The following is a 16,311-nucleotide window of genomic DNA, read 5'->3' on the forward strand; positions in this document are numbered from 1 at the left end:
CTGCATTCCACGCATACGTACGTTTCCGGCCGCCCGCGCGCTCACCGCCAACGGGCGGTGTCCGAGCCCCACGGCACCGGAGGCCGCGCCCAGCCGGCGGGGCCGCCCGCGAAGGACACCGGCGGCAGCGCGTGCCGCAGCCGGCCGAGCGGGCTGTCGGTCTCGGCCAGCCAGGCCCCCGGCCCCTCGTACGGCGCACCCGTGGCCGCAGCCGGCCGGATTCCGTCCGTCAGCCAGTGCGCGGTCCGGGCCAGCGCCAGCCGCACCAGCCGGCCGCCCCCGTCGTACGACTGCTCGGTCAGCGCCCGCTGGACGGCCGCCGCCAGCAGGTAGCCGGTGCCGTGGTCCAGTGCCTGTGCGGGCAGCGCGCCGGGCTCCTCGGCCGAGCCCTCGGTCGCGGCGATGCCGGTCGCGACCTGCACCAGGCTGTCGAAGCCGCGCCGCCCGGCCCAGGGGCCGTGCGCGCCCCACGCCGAGACCTGTGCCACCACCAGCCCGGGCCGGCGTGCGGACAGTGCCTGAGGCGAGAGCCCGAACCGGTCGAGAGCGCCCGGCCGGTAGCCGGTGACGACGACGTCCGCCGTGGCCAGCAACTCCTCGAAGGTGCCGGGGTCGGTGCCCAGGTCGAGTGCGGCGGACCGCTTCCCGAAGCCCGTGTCGGCGTGCTGGTCCGGGAGTTCGGGCAGCCAGGGTGCGTCCAGCCGGAGCACGTCCGCGCCCAGCAGGGCGAGGGTGCGGGTGGCGACCGGGCCCGCGAGGACCCGGGTGAGGTCCAGCACGCGCAGCCCGGCGGCGGGCAGCAGGGGAGCGGTGGCGGGATCGAGCGGGGGGAGCACGCGCGCGTGCGCGGTGCCGAGGCGCTCGCGCTCGACCAGCGGGCGTGCGGCCACCTCGGCGGCCTGCTCGGTGGCTGCCCACTCCTTCGGGGTGCGCAGGGCCACGGCGAGGCCGCCGGCGTCGTAGACCGCCTCCTCGACCTCGAGCGCGGGACGCTCCGCGATCCGGGCGGCCACCGTCTCCGCCGAGGCGTCCCCCGGCAGGCTCAGCGCGGCGAGCAACCGGGCCCGGTGGTGCGGGTAGTTGGCGTGGGTGCGCACCCAGCCGTCCGCCGTCCGCCAGAACCGCGACAGCGGCGCGAAGGCGACCGGTGGCCGTCCGTCGACCAGCAGGTGGCGTTCACTGTGGAAGGCGGCCGCCACGGCGCCGTCGTCGACCCGGACACCGGGCACCTCCGTGAGTTCGGCCCGGCGGGCCGCGAGTTCCGCGGCGGCCAGCGCACACGCGCCGACACAGGCCCGGGCGAGCTCCCGTACGGGAAGGCGCGCCTCCAGCGCGCCCTGCCGCACCACAGTGGTGAGCCGTGCGAGACGGGCGGGATCGCCGCCCAGAGCGGACCACGCGAACTTGATAGCAGTCATGACTGCACTATGCAGTATTGACTGAATCAATATATGGAGGGGTGGACCTCTACTCGGTCACGGCGGCCAGGGCGTCCACCGTGCCGAAGCCGTAGAAGCCGTTGACGTGCTTGCCGCCGACGCAGGTCGCGTCCACGACCCCGTCGCCGTTGCCGTCGTAGGGCTCGCTCGGGCAGCCCGGGTTGTCCGCCTCGGCCTTCAGCAGGGCCTGGAGCTGGGCCGGAGTGGCGTTCGGATGGGCGGACTTCAGCAGCGCGGCCACCGCGGCCACGTGCGGGGACGCCATCGAGGTGCCCTGGAGGAAGCCGTACTGGCCGTTCGGCAGGGTGGAGAGGATACGGCCGTTCTTCGACGGCGTGTCCGGGATCTGGTACTTGTCGCCGCCCGGCCCCGCCACGTCGATCACGCCCTGGCCGTAGCTGGAGTAGTACGACTTGGCGCCCTTCACGCCCACCGCGCTCACCGTCACCACACCGGGCAGCTGGGTCGGCACGTCGAAGCACTTGTGCGGGTCGACCGTGCGGGGCGTGGCGGTCGAGTCGTCCGGGCTGGAGGCGTCCGTGAGCGCGTCCGCGTCCAGGTCGTCGTTGGAGTTGCCCGCGGCGGCCACATTGAGCGTGCCCTTGCGCTGTGCATACGACTGGGCCCTGTTGACCGCGTCAACGATGGCACGTTGATCGGGGTCGTCCATGCAGTTGTACAGCCAAGGATCAACGTAATAGCTGTTGTTGGTGACCTGGATGCCATGGTCGGCGGCGAACACGAAGGCGCAGACCACGCTCTCCGGGTAGAACAGCTGCGTCGAGTCCGGCTGGGCCACCGTGATGCTCGCGACCTTCACGCCGGGCGCCACACCGGCCACGCCTATGCCGTTGCGGGCCGCGGCTATCTCACCGGCGACATGGGTGCCGTGGTAGTGGGCGGCGTCCGCCGGGCGCCACGCCCCGTACGTCGTGTCCGCCTTGCCGCTCACGCAGTTCGCCGACTGGGAGGCGGAGAAGTTCGGGGCGATGTCCGGGTGGGTGTCGTCGACGCCGGTGTCGATGATGCCGACGGTCACGTCGCTGCTGCCCGGGTTGATCCGCGCGGCCTGGTCGGCGCCGATCGCCCGCAGGTCCCACTGGTCCGCCTCGAGCGGCTCCTCGCCCGGTGCCGCGGCCTTGGTGAGCTTCGCGGCCTCCGCCTTCGACAGGACCTGCACCGCGCCCTCGTCGGTCGTCCCCGCCGCACTCAGCGGCGCGGTACGCGTGGCGCCCGCCGACTCCACCCCGCGCACCGCGCGCATCCGCGCGCCGAACTCCGGGTTCGCGGAGTGCGCGATGATCACCCCGATCTTGTCGTAACTGACCACGATCGAGCCGCCGTTGCGAGTGATCTCCCGCTGTACGGACTCGATCGTGCGGCGGTCCGTACGCGTGTTGACCACGTACGCGAGGTTCGGACCGTCGTCCGCCGCCCGCACCGCGCCGGCCGCGCCGGCCGTGCCGGGTGCCGCCGAGGCCGCCGCCGGCAGGAGACCGAGCGAGGCGGTCAGCGACAGCACGACGGGCACGGCGAGCGCGAGCCGGCGTCTGGAGCGCAGATGAAGCATGGGATCTCCACATCATCCGGATACGAAACCGCCCGAGACACAGGTAGTTCTCGGGCAGGTACATGACGGGTGGTGCAGGCAGAAGCTATCCCCACGGCTCACCGCTCAGCAATGACCCGGCAATGGCTCGCCCGGACCGCCTGCGAAACAACTCATAGGACTTGAACCGGTCCTCGCGTGGCGCCGTGGACCTCGGGCAGGGAGCGCCAGCACCATCGAGCCCCCGTTTCGTCATCGCATCCGCAACGCGAGGAGACCCCGTGGCCACCGAGACACCGCCCCCCGCCACACCGGGGGCCCCACTTCCGTCCACCGAGGAGTTCGCCGAGGTGCAGCAGAGCGCGGAGTTCGGTGAACTGCGCCGCGCCCACCGCTCCTTCGCCTTCCCGCTGACCGTCGCCTTCATCGCCTGGTACCTGCTGTACGTGCTGCTCTCCAACTACGCGGACGGCTTCATGGGCACCAAGGTGGCCGGCAACATCAACGTGGCCCTCGTCCTGGGCCTCGCCCAGTTCCTCACCACCTTCCTCATCGCCTGGTGGTACGCACGGCACGCCGCCGCCAAGCTCGACCCCAAGGCGCAGGCCATCAAGTCCCGGATGGAGGGCGGCGCATGAGCCCCGCGATCATGCTGGCCGCCGGCGAGGCGAGCCGGCACCGGCCGCTGATCATCACCCTGTTCGCGGTGTTCGTCGCCGCCACCCTCGTCATCACCGTCTGGGCGGGCCGCCAGACCAAGGACGCCGCCGACTTCTACGCCGGCGGACGCCAGTTCACCGGCTTCCAGAACGGACTCGCCGTCTCCGGCGACTACATGTCCGCGGCGTCCTTCCTCGGCATCGCCGGCGCCATCGCCCTCTTCGGCTACGACGGATTCCTGTACTCCATCGGCTTCCTCGTCGCCTGGCTGGTCGCCCTGCTCCTGGTCGCCGAACCCCTGCGCAACTCCGGCCGTTACACCATGGGCGACGTGCTGGCCTACCGTATGCGCCAGCGCCCGGTCCGCACGGCCGCCGGCACCTCCACGATCGTGGTCTCGATCTTCTATTTGCTCGCGCAGATGGCCGGCGCGGGCGTCCTGGTCTCCCTCCTCCTGGGCATCACCAGCGACGGCGGCAAGATCGGCATCGTCGCCCTGGTCGGCGTCCTGATGATCGTGTACGTCACCATCGGCGGCATGAAGGGCACCACCTGGGTCCAGATGGTCAAGGCGGTGCTGCTGATCGCGGGCGCCTTGCTGCTGACCTTCCTGGTCCTGCTGAAGTTCCACTTCAACGTCTCCGACCTGCTCGGCAAGGCCGCCGACAACAGCGGCAAGGGCGCGGCCTTCCTGAAGCCCGGCCTGAAGTACGGCGCCAGCGGCACCACCAAGCTGGACTTCATCTCGCTCGGCATCGCCCTGGTCCTCGGCACCGCCGGCCTGCCGCACATCCTGATCCGTTTCTACACCGTGCCCACGGCCAAGGCCGCCCGGAAGTCGGTCATCTGGGCGATCGGCCTGATCGGCACCTTCTACCTGATGACCCTCGCCCTGGGCTTCGGCGCGGCGGCCCTCATCAAGCCGGACGAGATCATCGCCTCCAACAAGGCGGGCAACACGGCGGCACCGCTGCTGGCGTTGCACCTGGGCGGGGCCGACTCCAGCTGGGGCGCGATCCTGCTCGCGACCATCTCCGCGGTCGCCTTCGCCACGATCCTCGCGGTCGTCGCCGGACTCACCCTCGCCTCGTCGTCCTCCTTCGCGCACGACATCTACGCCAACGTCATCAAGAAGGGGCAGGCCACCGAGCGGCAGGAGCTCGGCGCCGCCCGCTGGGCGACCGTCGGCATCGGCGCGGTCTCGATCGTCCTCGGCGCCCTGGCCCGCGACCTCAATGTGGCCGGCCTGGTCGCCCTCGCCTTCGCGGTCGCCGCCTCCGCGAACCTTCCGACGATCCTCTACAGCCTCTTCTGGAAGCGGTTCACCACCGCGGGCGCCCTGTGGTCGATCTACGGCGGCCTGGTCACCGCGGTCGGCCTGGTGCTGTTCTCCCCGGTGGTCTCCGGCAGCCCGGCCTCGATGTTCCCCCACGTCGACTTCCACTGGTTCCCGCTGGAGAACCCCGGCATCATCTCCATCCCGGTCGGGTTCCTGCTCGGCGCGGTGGGCACCCTGCTGTCGAAGGAGGCCCAGGACGCCGGCAAGTACGCCGAACTGGAGGTGCGGTCCCTGACCGGCACCGGAGCACACTGAGGTTCGTACGACGGCCGCGTCGTGCAGGGCTGTAGGGTCCTACGACGCGGCCGCGTCGTACCTCGTCGGATCGGGCCGCTGTCGTTGTCAGTGGTGTCACGTAGGCTCACAAGTGACAGGACAAGTGACGGAAAATGCTTGCTCGGGATCAAGGGAGGGGGCCCACGTGCTCATCGACACCTACGGCCGGGTGGCCACCGACCTGAGGGTCTCGCTCACCGACCGCTGCAATCTGCGGTGCACGTACTGCATGCCCGAGGAGGGCCTGCAGTGGCTGGCCAAGCCCGACCTGCTCACCGACGACGAGATCGTCCGCCTCGTCGACATCGCCGTGCGGATGCTCGGCATCGAGGAGGTCCGCTTCACCGGCGGCGAACCCCTGCTGCGCCCGGGCCTGGTCGGCATCGTCGAGCGCGTGGCGGCTCTGCGCCCCCGCCCCCAGATGTCCCTCACCACCAACGGCATCGGCCTGGGGCGCACCGCGACCGCCCTGAAGGCCGCCGGCCTGGACCGGGTCAACGTCTCCCTGGACACCCTCCGCCCGGACGTCTTCAAGACCCTGACCCGCCGCGACCGCCACAAGGACGTCCTCGAAGGACTTCGGGCCGCCCGCGAGGCCGGCCTGACCCCCGTCAAGGTCAACTCGGTCCTGATGCCGGGGCTGAACGCCGATGAGGCCCCCGACCTGCTGGCCTGGGCGGTCGAGCACGACTACGAGCTGCGCTTCATCGAGCAGATGCCGCTGGACGCCCAGCACGGCTGGAAGCGCGAGGGCATGGTCACCGCCGGGGACATCCTCGCCTCCCTGCGCACCCGCTTCGAGCTCACCCCCGAGGGCGCCGACGCGCGCGGCTCGGCTCCGGCGGAACGCTGGCTGGTGAACGGCGGCCCGCACCGCGTCGGCGTCATCGCCTCCGTCACCCGCCCCTTCTGCGCCGCCTGCGACCGCACCCGCCTCACGGCCGACGGCCAGATACGCACCTGCCTCTTCGCGACCGAGGAGACCGACCTGCGCGCAGCCCTCCGCTCCGACGCCCCGGACGAGGAGATCGCCCGCATCTGGCGGCTGGCGATGTGGGGGAAGAAGGCGGGGGCAGGCCTGGACGACCCGTCGTTCGTGCAGCCGGACAGGCCGATGTCGGCGATCGGCGGCTAGGACCCTTCGGGAGCCTGCCAATCGGCGAACCTCACGACGTCCTTCAAAAAACCCCGCACCCCGAGGAACTGCGCAAGATGCTCGCGGTGCTCCTCGCACGCGAGCCACGTCTTGCGCCGCTCCGGCGTGTGGATCTTCGGGTTGTTCCACGCCAGCACCCACACGGCATCGGCACGGCAGCCCTTGGCGGAGCAGATCGGCGTCTCGTCACTCACAGGTTCGTCTCACAAAAAGGGGCCCGGACAAGGCGACGCCGAGCAGCCACGGGGGGAGCTGCCCGGCGTCGGTCCGTCGCTCCGACGGGGGATGCGGAGCGCGTACGCAGTATGTCACGGGTACCCCGCCGCCCGGCACTGGAACTACACGATTGATCTGAGCTTTTCTTGAGCTTGACGGGTGGCCGCGTTCCGCTTCCGCCCCGTCCGGCGTGGTCACGCGGGGCCGGATCGCTCACCGCCCGCCCCCGTCGGATGAGCCGCCGCATCCTCCGGAACGGATTCCGCCTGCGCCTCCTCCGCCCGCGGCGGCGCGATCATCGGCCGCGTCGGCGCGGCGATGAACGTCGAGGGAAGGGACGGCGGCCGCTCCCGGCCCGCGTTCGCGATCACCACGGCGATATAGGGCAGCAGCGCGCCGGCCACGAGGGCCACGACGGCGACGTACCGTTCGACGTTCCACAGACAGACGGCGAGGATCACCGACACCGTGCGGATCGTCATCGAGATGACATACCGCCGCTGCCGGCCCCGCACATCCTCGGCGAGTCCCGTCCGGGCGCCGGTGATCCGGAACACCTGGACGCTGCCGCCGTGCTGTTTCCGCATCACATTCCACCATCCGCCCGCATCGGACTCTCCCCGAACCTTTTACGTTACGCCGCGGCTGCGCCGCCTACGAGACCGGGTCGCCCGCTGCCTGCGGTAATGCCTCCGGTACCGCCGCGCACGGGGTAACCCGACATGCCTCGTACGGCCCGCCCACCCACACTGGCCGTAATGCTCACGTCGCGCCGTACGAGGAGGCAGCCATGGGCTGGTTGTGGGCGATCATCGTGGGATTCGTGCTGGGCGTGATCGCCAAGGCGGTCATCCCGGGCAAGCAGCACAGCCCCCTCTGGCTGACCACCATCTGCGGCATGCTCGGCGCCATCGTGGGCAACGCGGTCGCCCGCGCCGTCGGCGTGGCGGCGACCCGCGGCATCGACTGGAGCCGGCACATCTTCCAGCTGGTGGCCGCGATCATCATCGTCGCGGCCGTGGACGCCCTCTACATGGCGACCCTGGGCAAGAGGAAACAGCAGCGGGTCGGAGCGTGAGAACACGCTGGGGCGCAGCACCCCGAAAGGGGCGCGGGAAACTGCGCGACCAGCCACGACCGCCAGATCACCCACGCCCCCACGGCGCTCAGGCCCCGGTGACCTCCACCGCGGCAAGGTTCTTCTTCCCCCGCCGCAGCACCAGCCACCGCCCGTCCAGCAGATCCTCGGACGAGGGCACCGCATCCTCGGCGACGACCTTCACGTTGTTCACGTAGGCCCCGCCCTCCTTCACCGTCCGCCGCGCAGCGGACTTGCTGGCCACGAGCCCGACCCCGGCGAACAGGTCGACCACCGGACCCAGCTCGCAGACCTGGATGTGCGGCACCTCCGACAGCGCCGCCGCCAGCGTCCGACCGTCCAGCTCCGAGAGCTCGCCCTGCCCGAACAGGGCGCGCGAGGCGGCGATCACCGCGGCCGTCTGGTCGGCGCCGTGCACCAGCGTCGTCAGCTCCTCGGCGAGCGCACGCTGCGCCTCCCGCGCCTGCGGACGCTCCTGCGTCTGCCGCTCCAGCTCCTCGATCTCCTCACGGGACTTGAAGCTGAAGATGCGCAGGAACTTCGACACATCGCGGTCGTCCGCGTTGACCCAGAACTGGTAGAACGCGTACGGCGTGGTCATCTCGGGGTCGAGCCACACCGTGCCGGACTCGGTCTTGCCGAACTTGGTGCCGTCCGCCTTGGTGATCAGCGGGGTGCCGAGCGCGTGCACCACGGCGTCCTGCTCGACCCGGTGGATCAGGTCCGTGCCCGAGGTGAGGTTGCCCCACTGGTCGCTGCCGCCGGTCTGCAGGCTGCAGCCGTACCGCCGGTACAGCTCCAGGAAGTCCATGCCTTGCAGGATCTGGTAGCTGAACTCGGTGTAGCTGATGCCCGCGTCGGAGTTAAGCCGCCGGGCGACGGCCTCCTTCGCGATCATCTTGTTGACCCGGAAGTGCTTGCCGATGTCCCGCAGGAACTCGATGGCCGACAGGCCCTGGGTCCAGTCCAGGTTGTTGACCATGACGGCGGCGTGCGGGCCGTCGAAGTGCAGCAGGGGCTCGATCTGAGCGCGCAGCCGCTCCACCCAGCCCGCCACGACCTCCGGCGCGTTCAGCGTGCGCTCGGCCGTCGGCTTCGGGTCGCCGATGAGACCCGTGGCACCCCCGACCAGCGCCAGCGGCCGGTTCCCGGCCTCCTGGATGCGGCGCATCGTGAGGATCTGCACCAGGTTGCCGAGGTGCAGGCTGGGCGCGGTCGGGTCGAAGCCGCAATAGAACGTGACGGGGCCGTCCGCGAACGCCTTGCGCAGTGCGTCCTCGTCCGTGGAGAGGGCGATGAGCCCCCGCCACTTCAGCTCGTCGACGATGTCCGTCACGGTTCTCGTGTCTCCTCGGTGATCTTCGGGCAGCCGGGTGACAGCCCGACTACGAACGCCTACGAGGTTATACGCCCTGACTGACAGAGCTCATATTGAAATCCGGGATCCGCAGCGCCGGCATCGCGGCCCGGGTGAACCAGTCGCCCCACTCGCGCGGCAGCGTCTTCTCGGTGCGGCCCGCCTCCGTGGCCCGCCGCAGCAGGTCCACCGGCGACTCGTTGAACCGGAAGTTGTTCACCTGCCCGGTCACCTCGCCGTTCTCCACGAGGTAGACACCGTCCCGGGTCAGACCCGTGAGCAGCAGTGTCGCCGGGTCGACCTCGCGGATGTACCACAGGCAGGTCAGCAGCAGCCCGCGCTCGGTGCCCGCGACCATCTCCTCCAGCGAGCGGCCGTCACCGCCGTCCAGGATCAGGTTCCCGAGCACGGGGGCGACCGGCAGCCCGGTCAGGCCCGCGCTGTGCCGGGTGGTCGTCAGATGCCTGAGCACACCCTCGCTGATCCACTCCGTCGAATGGGTCGGCAGCCCGTTGTCGAACACGGACTGGTCGCCGCCGGAGGAGTGGGCGACCACGAACGGCGGGCACTCCAGGCCCGGCTCGTTCGGGTCGCTGCGCAGGGTCAGCGGCAGCTCGGCGAGCTTCTCGCCGACGCGCGTGCCCCCGCCCGGCCTGGAGAACACGGTCCGGCCCTCGGCCGCGTCCCGGCCCGACGCCGACCACAGCTGGTAGATCAGCAGGTCCGCCACGGCCGTGGGCGGCAGCAGCGTCTCGTAGCGCCCCGCGGGCAGCTCCACGCGCCGCTCGGCCCAGCCGAGGCGTACGGCCAGTTCGGCGTCGAGCGCGCCCGGGTCGATGTCCTTGAAGTCCCGGGTGGAGCGGCCCGCCCAGGCCGAGCGCGTACGGTCGGGCGACTTGGCGTTCAGCTCCAGCGTGCCGGTGGGCTGGTCGTGCCGCAGGCGCAGCCCGGTGGACGTACCCAGGTATGTCGACACCAGCTCGTGGTTGGCGAAGCCGTACAGCTCACGGCCGCCCGCACGCGCGCGTGCGAACGCCTCGCCCAGCGCCGGCGCGAAGTCGGCGAACACCGCGGAGGAGGTCTCGGCCGGCGCGTCCGCGAAGTCCGGCGACTGCGGCACATCGCCGACCAGCGGCTGCGCGTCCTCGGCGGGCCCGGCACCGCGCGCGGCGGTCTCGGCGGCCCGCACCAGCGGCTCCAGCTCCTGCGCGGTGACCGCCGACCGCGAGACGACACCGGAGGCGGTGCCCTCCTTGCCGTCCACGGTCGCGATCACGGTGAGCGTACGACCGCGGGTCACACCGTTCGTGGTGAGCGCGTTGCCCGCCCAGCGCAGGTTCGCGGTGGAGTGCTCGTCGGCGATGACGACACAGCCGTCGGCCCGGGACAGCGCCAGCGCCTGCTCGACGATCTCGTGCGGCTTGTGGGTACGGGCGCTCATCGACCGGCCTCCTGGGTCGTGTTGAGGATGTTGACGGACCTGAAGACGGCGGACGGGCAGCCGTGCGACACGGAGGCCACCTGTCCGGGCTGGGCCTTGCCGCAGTTGAACGCGCCGCCGAGGACGTACGTCTGCGGACCGCCGACGGCGGCCATCGAGCCCCAGAAGTCGGTCGTGTTCGCCTGGTAGGCCACGTCCTTCAGCTGCCCGGTGATACGCCCGTTCTCGATCCTGAAGAAGCGCTGCCCGGTGAATTGGAAGTTCACCGCAGGGTCAGGGGGCATACCTCCCTGATCGGCGTTTGTGCAGGTCAGGCGGTTATTCACGGTCTGCCCTCAATCCCTGTTCATACCCGTTGAAACCGGACTGTACGGGGTCTGGTGATGACTTGGTGTCGACTTCCGAAGGGCGCCTCGGGGTATCCGAGGTTGGCTTTGAAGGCCGCGTTGTGGATCAGGGCAGAGACTACCCAGCAGACGCGGGGGCCGGGGGTGCAATTCTTGCCTCGGAGGGGAAGCCATCTCTGGTCTGACCAGCTGGTTCGGGGTGATGATCAAGCTCTGGGCGTCATGGAAAACGTCCGCTGGAAGCGGCTCCGGAGTCATCTAGGTGCGGTACCTTGTGTCGCCGCAGCGGGAGCTTTCTAGCACCCGTACGACACTGGAGGGCCCGAGTCGGGCAGCACCCCGAATCAGACCCTCCAGCGCAGTTCCCGAGCCCGGTCGCGTAGCAGTCGGCCGGGCTCGCTGCATGTGCAGCTCCCGAGCGACCGTCCCGTGTTTTGGTGAGGCCGTTACTGCATGAACTGCCCCACGGTGGCGATGATCGCCACGATCAACCCCGCTGCCGCCAGGTAGACCTGCCAACGTTCGGCGTCCGACCAACTGCGCGTACGGGGCTTGGCCGGGTGTCGATCAAGCACTATTCCTCCTCGTTCCTCTCGGCGAGGCCACGAGGATGCCATGGGTACCCCGCCGCCCGGCACTGGAACTAAACCATTGGTCTGAGCTTTTCTTGAGGTTGGAGGGGGCCCGTATTCGGTGGCCTTGCGCGCACGCGCATGCGCGCGTGAGGCGCTGGTGCCGGTTGTGCAGCACAGCCAGGAACAGTTGACGAGGGTGACGACGCGTTCTCCCGCCCCGCGTTGGCAATGCTTCCGCATCGGATTCCATCGCTCGCCCGCATGCACATGCAGCGGTGGCCGTACGCTCGAATCATGAGTGCCGACATTGGCAAGCGGCTTCAGGACGTACGCAAGCGACGCGGCATGACGCAGCGTCAGCTAGCGAGCGAGTCAGGCGTGTCCCTGTCCTTGATCCGGAAGCTGGAGCAAGGGGAACGGGCTGACACACGCCTGGAGACTGCGCGTCGGCTGGCACAGGCGCTGCGGGTGCCTACGACGAACCTCATTGCTGATCACGAGGACGATCCCGAGACGGCGCCTGGCGCTGATGATCGTTGGGAGGCTGTCCGGCGTGCGCTCGTGGCGCCGGTGCGGGCTGACGGGGTCACGGAAGAGCCGACTGTCGGCGGCGTGCGGGACGCCATGGAATCGGCTCTGCCGCTTTTCTCGGGTGATCGTTTCGCAGAGCTGAGCGTGATCCTTCCCCCCTTGCTGCGGGACGCTGACCTGATCGCCGAGAGTGGCTCGGAGGGGCGGGCCGTACGCGTCCGGCTCTCACAGCTCACAGGCTGGCTGCTCACCCAGACTCGGCAGTTCGAGGCGGCTGACATCGCGCTGTCCCGGTCGCTGGAGGAGTCGTCGGATCGGCTTCAGGCGGCGGCGACGGTGAGCACACAGTGCTGGCTCTTGCTGCGGCGCGGTCGGCTGTCTGAGGCGCGGGAGCTGGCAACGCGGTGGGCGGATGAGGTCGAGCCTCGTATTTCGCGGGCGACCCCGGCGGAGCTGAGCGCCTGGGGCTGGCTGCTGTTGCGGGCCTCCGCTGCTGCGATCCGGGACAACCGGTCTGGGGAGGCCGAAGACGCGTTGCGCTACGCCAACTCGGCGGCGGTCGCGATGGGGCGGGAGTTTGCTCCGCGCGACGACTTCTTGCAGGCGTTCGGGCCGGTCACGGTGGCTCTGAAGCGGGCCGAGAATGCCATGATCGTCGACAAGCCGGACTTGGTGCTCAAGCTCTCGCAGCGCATCCCGACCAGTGGCATGCGGCCCACCTCCAACAACCGCAACCGTCACCTCCTGGACGTGGCGGAGGCGCATGTCCGCTCCCGTGACTACGCGAAGACGGTTGAGGTCTTGCAGGGCATCCGTGCGGACGCTCCACAGTGGCTGCCTAACCAACGCTACGCGCGGGACATCTTCGGCCGAGTGATCGCGCGTCGGCGCACCCTCACGCAGGAGATGCGGGACCTGGCTGACGCGATCGGCGTACCGGTGTGACTCGGCGTGGCACTTCGGGCTGGCCCTTCATCAAAGTGCCATTGAGGTGTGTTCCTGCCGTTACATAGCGTCATATGCATGGCGACCCAAGGTAGAGCAGCAGAGACAGCTGTCCGTGAGTGCATGACCACGGCCGACGCCGACGCGCGTCAGTGGGAGTACACGACCTACGCCCCGGCCGGTGAAACGTGCCCGGCATGCGGTGTGCCGATCAAGACCCTTGAGAGCTGCCGCCGGGGGTTGCTGGCTCGTCGGGACTCGTCTCCGAGCGTGGCCTACTGGCACACGGCTTGCGCACCGAAGGGGGCGGGACAGTGATCCCTATGGAGATCTACAGGAGCAGCAAGCGGGCCGCTGCTGACGCGCATGAGGCGCTGGTCCAGGCATTGCTGGCGATTGGGATTCCGAGGCGGGATCTTGGCTGGCTGGCTCCGCGCGTGGCGCCGGACGGGCGTCCGATGGTGGCTATGGGGACGTGGAACGCTGATGTGGTGCAGAAGGTAGCGGCGCATCTGATGGCGTCACCTGCGCGTGTCGAGACCGCGCCAGACGGCTGTGTCGTGGCCGATCACGCCCGTGTGACACAGGACGAATGACCCCGGCTCGCTGAGGACGGCGAATCAAGGCTCAGCGAGTCGGCTGCCCCGTCTGTGACCCCTCCCCCTCCCCCGGGTCTCGGACGGGGCTCTGTGCCGTCTGGGCGTGTGGTGTCGTGATGGCGCGCTGTGGGCACGCCGCCGGCCGGAGTGGATTTTGGGCTGGAGCTGCCATGGGGCGAGTGAACAGGGGGCCTTACGCTCGCCAGCGGATCGGGCAGTCTTTGGGACCTGCCCGCAATAGCCCGATCGGCCCCCTGTTCTTCGAGGCTCGCCCCATGGTGGCTGCCTAAAATCCTCTACGGCCGTCGGCCCCAGCCACAGAGGGTTTGCGCGGTGGCCTGTTCTGGGGGAACGAGGGTGAGCGCGCCGGACGTAGCGGGCCGGTGAACACGGTGGGCCGGATCGGCGCTGTGGGCGTCTGGAGGGCGTGAGCCACGGTGAATGAGTACACGGGGCGGGTCGGGCAAGGTGGGCTGTGAGGAGCTGGCTCGCGCTCTCTGGTCGCCTGGTATGCGCCGGGGCGGTGGCGCCCCGGACCGGACCGGCCGAAGGCCGCATGCCGGGCCGGGGTGCGGCAAGCCGCCCCGGCGGCGCGCCGTGGCGCGCCTGGAGGAAGTGAAGACAGCTTCCGACACCTGTCCTGCACCGCTGCCCGCTCCCGCTTCCCGGTGTGCGCATGGTCCGGGGCGCATCCGGCTGACCAGGCTCCTCAGACAACCCGGTACGGTCCCCACCGGTACGGTCCCCATGGGGTTCTCTCCGGCCACGCCTCAAGTGCTCTGCCTGCGGCGGTAATTCGTTGGCGTCCCCGGGGTGCCTCTGGGATCATGGGTGTTCGAGCGACGAGCCTTCTTTCAGCGAATCTCAGACACAGACATAGACACAGACTTTCTTCAGCAGATATCACGCCTTCAGCCTTCTTCTGCCTTCTCTGTCTTCGTTCTCTCTCACGCTGCCTCGACACCCGCTCTCATTTCAGACACTGCATCAATTCAAGCCAAGTCAAAGCCAAGGAGATTTCAGACATGACTCACGCCTGCGTCTCTGCTCGCGCTCCTCCCTGTCCGTCCGTTTTGGAGGTGCCCTGTGTTCAACACCTCGCACGAGGTGACCACTTCAAATAGCCGCTCCGCTGAGCTGGAGCGTGAAAAGCGTTTGCGGATGCTCTCCGATGCTGATCGGGACATCATCCGTCTGGCCAACGACCCCCTGTTTCCGCGCTGGCTGGAGCAGATCAGAGCCATTGGGGGTTGTGCCCATCCGATCTATCTGTCTGGCTCCACGGTCACCCGCGATGCGCTGACGGGTGAGCTGATCTCTTCCTATTCGACTGCTGGGGAGCCGGGTGAGCGGCTGGCCGTGCGCTGCCGTAACCGCCGCGCGTCGGTCTGTGAGCCGTGCTCCTACCTGCATGCGGGCGACACCTATCAGCTGATCCGCGCGGGCCTGTCCGGTGGCAAGAACGTGCCCGGTGCGGTGCGTAATCAGCCCCGTTTGTTCGTCACGCTGACGGCGCCCTCATTCGGGTCAGTCCATCGCTTCCTCGATGGTGAGCGATGCCGACCGCGCCGGGACGGCGGAGAGTGCGAACACGGGCGTCCGGTCGGCTGCGGCCTGGTGCACGCCGAGAATGACACGGCGCTGGGCCGTCCGCTGTGCGCGGACTGCTACGACCACGTGGCCCATGTGCTGTGGCACGCGCACGCCGGGCGCCTGTGGGACCGGTTCACCACCGCCGTACGGCGTCACCTCGCCTCCGCCGCAGGGATCCCGCGCTCCAAGCTCCGTGACCACCTGGTGGTGTCCTTCGCCAAGGTCGCCGAGTACCAGAAGCGCGCAGCCATCCACTTCCACGGGGTGGTACGCCTCGATGGTCCGGCAGGCCCCGGCGACCCTTCCCCCGACTGGGCCACGGCCCAACTGCTCACCGACGCCGTACACACGGCTGCGCAATCGGCGAACGTGCGCGTCCCGGGATCGGACGCCTACGGAACCGAACTCCTCGCCTTCGGCACACAGTTGGCCGTACGGCCCATCTGGTCCTTCGCCGACGACGAGGGACCCACCGATGACGCGGTCGCTGCCTACGTGGCCAAGTACGTCTCCAAGGGAACGGCCGAAACCGGTGCCGGACTGGACTACCGCGTCACCAGCCTGGACGACATCCACGCAGCCGTCGTCACATCGCACGTGGGGGCCCTGATGGCTACGTGCTGGCGCCTTGGCGGCCTGCCGGAACTGGAACGCCTCCGGCTGCGCTCCTGGGCTCACACGCTCGGCTACCGGGGCCACATCCTCACCAAATCCCGCCGCTACTCCACCACGTACACGGCCCTTCGCGAGGAACGGGCCGAGTACCGGCGTGGCGATACGGACCCGACCGACAGTCCTGCCGTCGTCACGGACTCGAACTGGCGCTACGTCGGCTCCGGCTACACCGCCGGCGCTGCCCTGGTCGCTGCCGGGATCGCAGAAGACCACGTCATGAGCCGCCAACTGGCCCGGGAAGCGATAGAGGACGAGGGGCGGGGGTGGGAGCTGTGAGGGGTGGCAGCAACCTGCTCATGACGCCGGACGAGGCAGCCGCAGAACTCGGCGTGACGAAGCGGGTCCTCATGGACTCGTACCGGCGCTGGGGCATCCCGTTCCTCAAGGTCGGCAAGCATGTCCGCTTCCGAACTCGCGATCTGCACAACTGGGTTGAGGGGCGCATGCAGCGAGACTAGGCTGACTATCAGTCACCAACCAATCAACATGTGAGGGGTTAACAAGCGTGGCGACC

15 protein-coding genes and 1 pseudogene are annotated in these 16,311 nt (G+C 69.5%); 8 read left to right on the forward strand and 8 right to left on the reverse strand.

Going from position 1 to position 16,311, the window contains the following annotated elements; all coding sequences use genetic code 11:
• Positions 1–41: 41 nt before the first annotated feature.
• A complete protein-coding gene (locus BFF78_RS32240) occupies positions 42–1,418 on the reverse strand; it encodes a CoA transferase (protein ID WP_069781649.1) in 1,377 nt (458 codons plus the stop codon).
• A gap of 49 nt (positions 1,419–1,467) precedes the next feature.
• Complete coding sequence (locus BFF78_RS32245; protein WP_069781650.1) at positions 1,468–3,009, reverse strand: S8 family peptidase; 1,542 nt, start codon at positions 3,007–3,009, stop codon at positions 1,468–1,470.
• A 260-nt stretch (positions 3,010–3,269) separates the two neighbouring features.
• Between BFF78_RS32245 and BFF78_RS32250 the strand changes: the two genes are divergently transcribed.
• The 3 genes from BFF78_RS32250 (at position 3,270) to moaA (ending at position 6,398) form a co-directional block, all read left to right on the forward strand.
• Entirely contained in the window at positions 3,270–3,626 is a 357-nt protein-coding gene (locus BFF78_RS32250) for a DUF485 domain-containing protein (RefSeq protein WP_069781651.1), read from the forward strand.
• Positions 3,623–5,242, forward strand: a complete 1,620-nt coding sequence (locus tag BFF78_RS32255) for a solute symporter family protein (protein ID WP_069781652.1) — start codon at positions 3,623–3,625, stop codon at positions 5,240–5,242. Before BFF78_RS32250 ends, BFF78_RS32255 begins: the two co-directional genes overlap by 4 nt.
• 166 nt (positions 5,243–5,408) lie before the next feature.
• The gene (gene moaA, locus BFF78_RS32260; RefSeq protein WP_069781653.1) at positions 5,409–6,398 is read left to right on the forward strand and encodes a GTP 3',8-cyclase MoaA; all 990 of its coding nucleotides are present in this window, start codon (positions 5,409–5,411) and stop codon (positions 6,396–6,398) included.
• Here the strand turns inward: moaA and BFF78_RS32265 are convergent.
• Both BFF78_RS32265 and BFF78_RS32270 read right to left on the reverse strand, forming a co-directional pair.
• On the reverse strand, positions 6,395–6,613 hold the full coding sequence (locus tag BFF78_RS32265; RefSeq protein WP_069781654.1) for a hypothetical protein: 219 nt from the start codon (positions 6,611–6,613) through the stop codon (positions 6,395–6,397). The two genes, moaA and BFF78_RS32265, sit on opposite strands and share 4 nt — an antisense overlap.
• Before the next feature lie 216 nt (positions 6,614–6,829).
• Complete coding sequence (locus BFF78_RS32270) at positions 6,830–7,222, reverse strand: DUF3099 domain-containing protein (RefSeq protein ID WP_069781655.1); 393 nt, start codon at positions 7,220–7,222, stop codon at positions 6,830–6,832.
• Between the two features lie 203 nt (positions 7,223–7,425).
• On the opposite strand from BFF78_RS32270, the gene BFF78_RS32275 reads away from it, so the two are divergent.
• Positions 7,426–7,713: a GlsB/YeaQ/YmgE family stress response membrane protein gene (locus BFF78_RS32275; RefSeq protein WP_069781656.1), complete on the forward strand. Its 288-nt coding sequence runs from the start codon at positions 7,426–7,428 to the stop codon at positions 7,711–7,713.
• A gap of 88 nt (positions 7,714–7,801) precedes the next feature.
• Here the strand turns inward: BFF78_RS32275 and tyrS are convergent, their stop codons facing one another.
• The 4 genes and pseudogenes from tyrS to BFF78_RS49410 all read right to left on the reverse strand — a co-directional run bounded on the left by tyrS (position 7,802) and on the right by BFF78_RS49410 (position 11,454).
• Complete coding sequence (gene tyrS / locus BFF78_RS32280) at positions 7,802–9,070, reverse strand: tyrosine--tRNA ligase (protein WP_069781657.1); 1,269 nt, start codon at positions 9,068–9,070, stop codon at positions 7,802–7,804.
• A gap of 67 nt (positions 9,071–9,137) precedes the next feature.
• Positions 9,138–10,532 carry a TldD/PmbA family protein gene (locus BFF78_RS32285; RefSeq protein WP_069781658.1) on the reverse strand — a complete coding sequence of 465 codons (1,395 nt, stop codon included), beginning with the start codon at positions 10,530–10,532 and terminating at the stop codon, positions 9,138–9,140.
• A pseudogene (locus BFF78_RS32290) lies at positions 10,529–10,795 on the reverse strand (metallopeptidase TldD-related protein); the annotation flags it as partial. The gene BFF78_RS32285 and the pseudogene BFF78_RS32290, both read right to left, overlap by 4 nt.
• 530 nt (positions 10,796–11,325) lie before the next feature.
• Positions 11,326–11,454, reverse strand: coding sequence for a hypothetical protein (locus tag BFF78_RS49410; protein WP_257786884.1), 129 nt, complete (start codon positions 11,452–11,454; stop codon positions 11,326–11,328).
• A 294-nt stretch (positions 11,455–11,748) separates the two neighbouring features.
• Here BFF78_RS49410 and BFF78_RS32295 point away from each other — a divergent pair, with 294 nt between their 5' ends.
• The 4 genes from BFF78_RS32295 to BFF78_RS32310 all read left to right on the forward strand — a co-directional run bounded on the left by BFF78_RS32295 (position 11,749) and on the right by BFF78_RS32310 (position 16,255).
• Complete coding sequence (locus tag BFF78_RS32295) at positions 11,749–12,930, forward strand: helix-turn-helix domain-containing protein (RefSeq protein ID WP_069783945.1); 1,182 nt, start codon at positions 11,749–11,751, stop codon at positions 12,928–12,930.
• Positions 12,931–13,253: 323 nt separating this feature from the next.
• Complete coding sequence (locus BFF78_RS32300) at positions 13,254–13,526, forward strand: hypothetical protein (protein ID WP_069781660.1); 273 nt, start codon at positions 13,254–13,256, stop codon at positions 13,524–13,526.
• A 1,089-nt stretch (positions 13,527–14,615) separates the two neighbouring features.
• Entirely contained in the window at positions 14,616–16,073 is a 1,458-nt protein-coding gene (locus BFF78_RS32305) for a replication initiator (RefSeq protein ID WP_335755367.1), read from the forward strand.
• A complete protein-coding gene (locus BFF78_RS32310; RefSeq protein ID WP_069781662.1) occupies positions 16,070–16,255 on the forward strand; it encodes a helix-turn-helix domain-containing protein in 186 nt (61 codons plus the stop codon). Before BFF78_RS32305 ends, BFF78_RS32310 begins: the two co-directional genes overlap by 4 nt.
• The last annotated feature ends 56 nt before the right edge of the window (positions 16,256–16,311 follow it).

The sequence above is a fragment of the Streptomyces fodineus genome (assembly GCF_001735805.1).
Classification (GTDB): Bacteria; Actinomycetota; Actinomycetes; order Streptomycetales; family Streptomycetaceae; genus Streptomyces; species Streptomyces fodineus.

Coding starts and splice junctions, on each gene's coding strand:
- BFF78_RS32240 (WP_069781649.1), bottom strand. CDS start 1,418: ATGACTGCTATCAAGTTCGCGTGGTCCGCTCTGGGCGGCGATCCCGCC.
- BFF78_RS32245 (WP_069781650.1), bottom strand. CDS start 3,009: ATGCTTCATCTGCGCTCCAGACGCCGGCTCGCGCTCGCCGTGCCCGTC.
- BFF78_RS32255 (WP_069781652.1), top strand. CDS start 3,623: ATGAGCCCCGCGATCATGCTGGCCGCCGGCGAGGCGAGCCGGCACCGG.
- BFF78_RS32270 (WP_069781655.1), bottom strand. CDS start 7,222: ATGCGGAAACAGCACGGCGGCAGCGTCCAGGTGTTCCGGATCACCGGC.
- BFF78_RS32275 (WP_069781656.1), top strand. CDS start 7,426: ATGGGCTGGTTGTGGGCGATCATCGTGGGATTCGTGCTGGGCGTGATC.
- BFF78_RS32285 (WP_069781658.1), bottom strand. CDS start 10,532: ATGAGCGCCCGTACCCACAAGCCGCACGAGATCGTCGAGCAGGCGCTG.
- BFF78_RS32295 (WP_069783945.1), top strand. CDS start 11,749: ATGAGTGCCGACATTGGCAAGCGGCTTCAGGACGTACGCAAGCGACGC.
- BFF78_RS32300 (WP_069781660.1), top strand. CDS start 13,254: ATGGAGATCTACAGGAGCAGCAAGCGGGCCGCTGCTGACGCGCATGAG.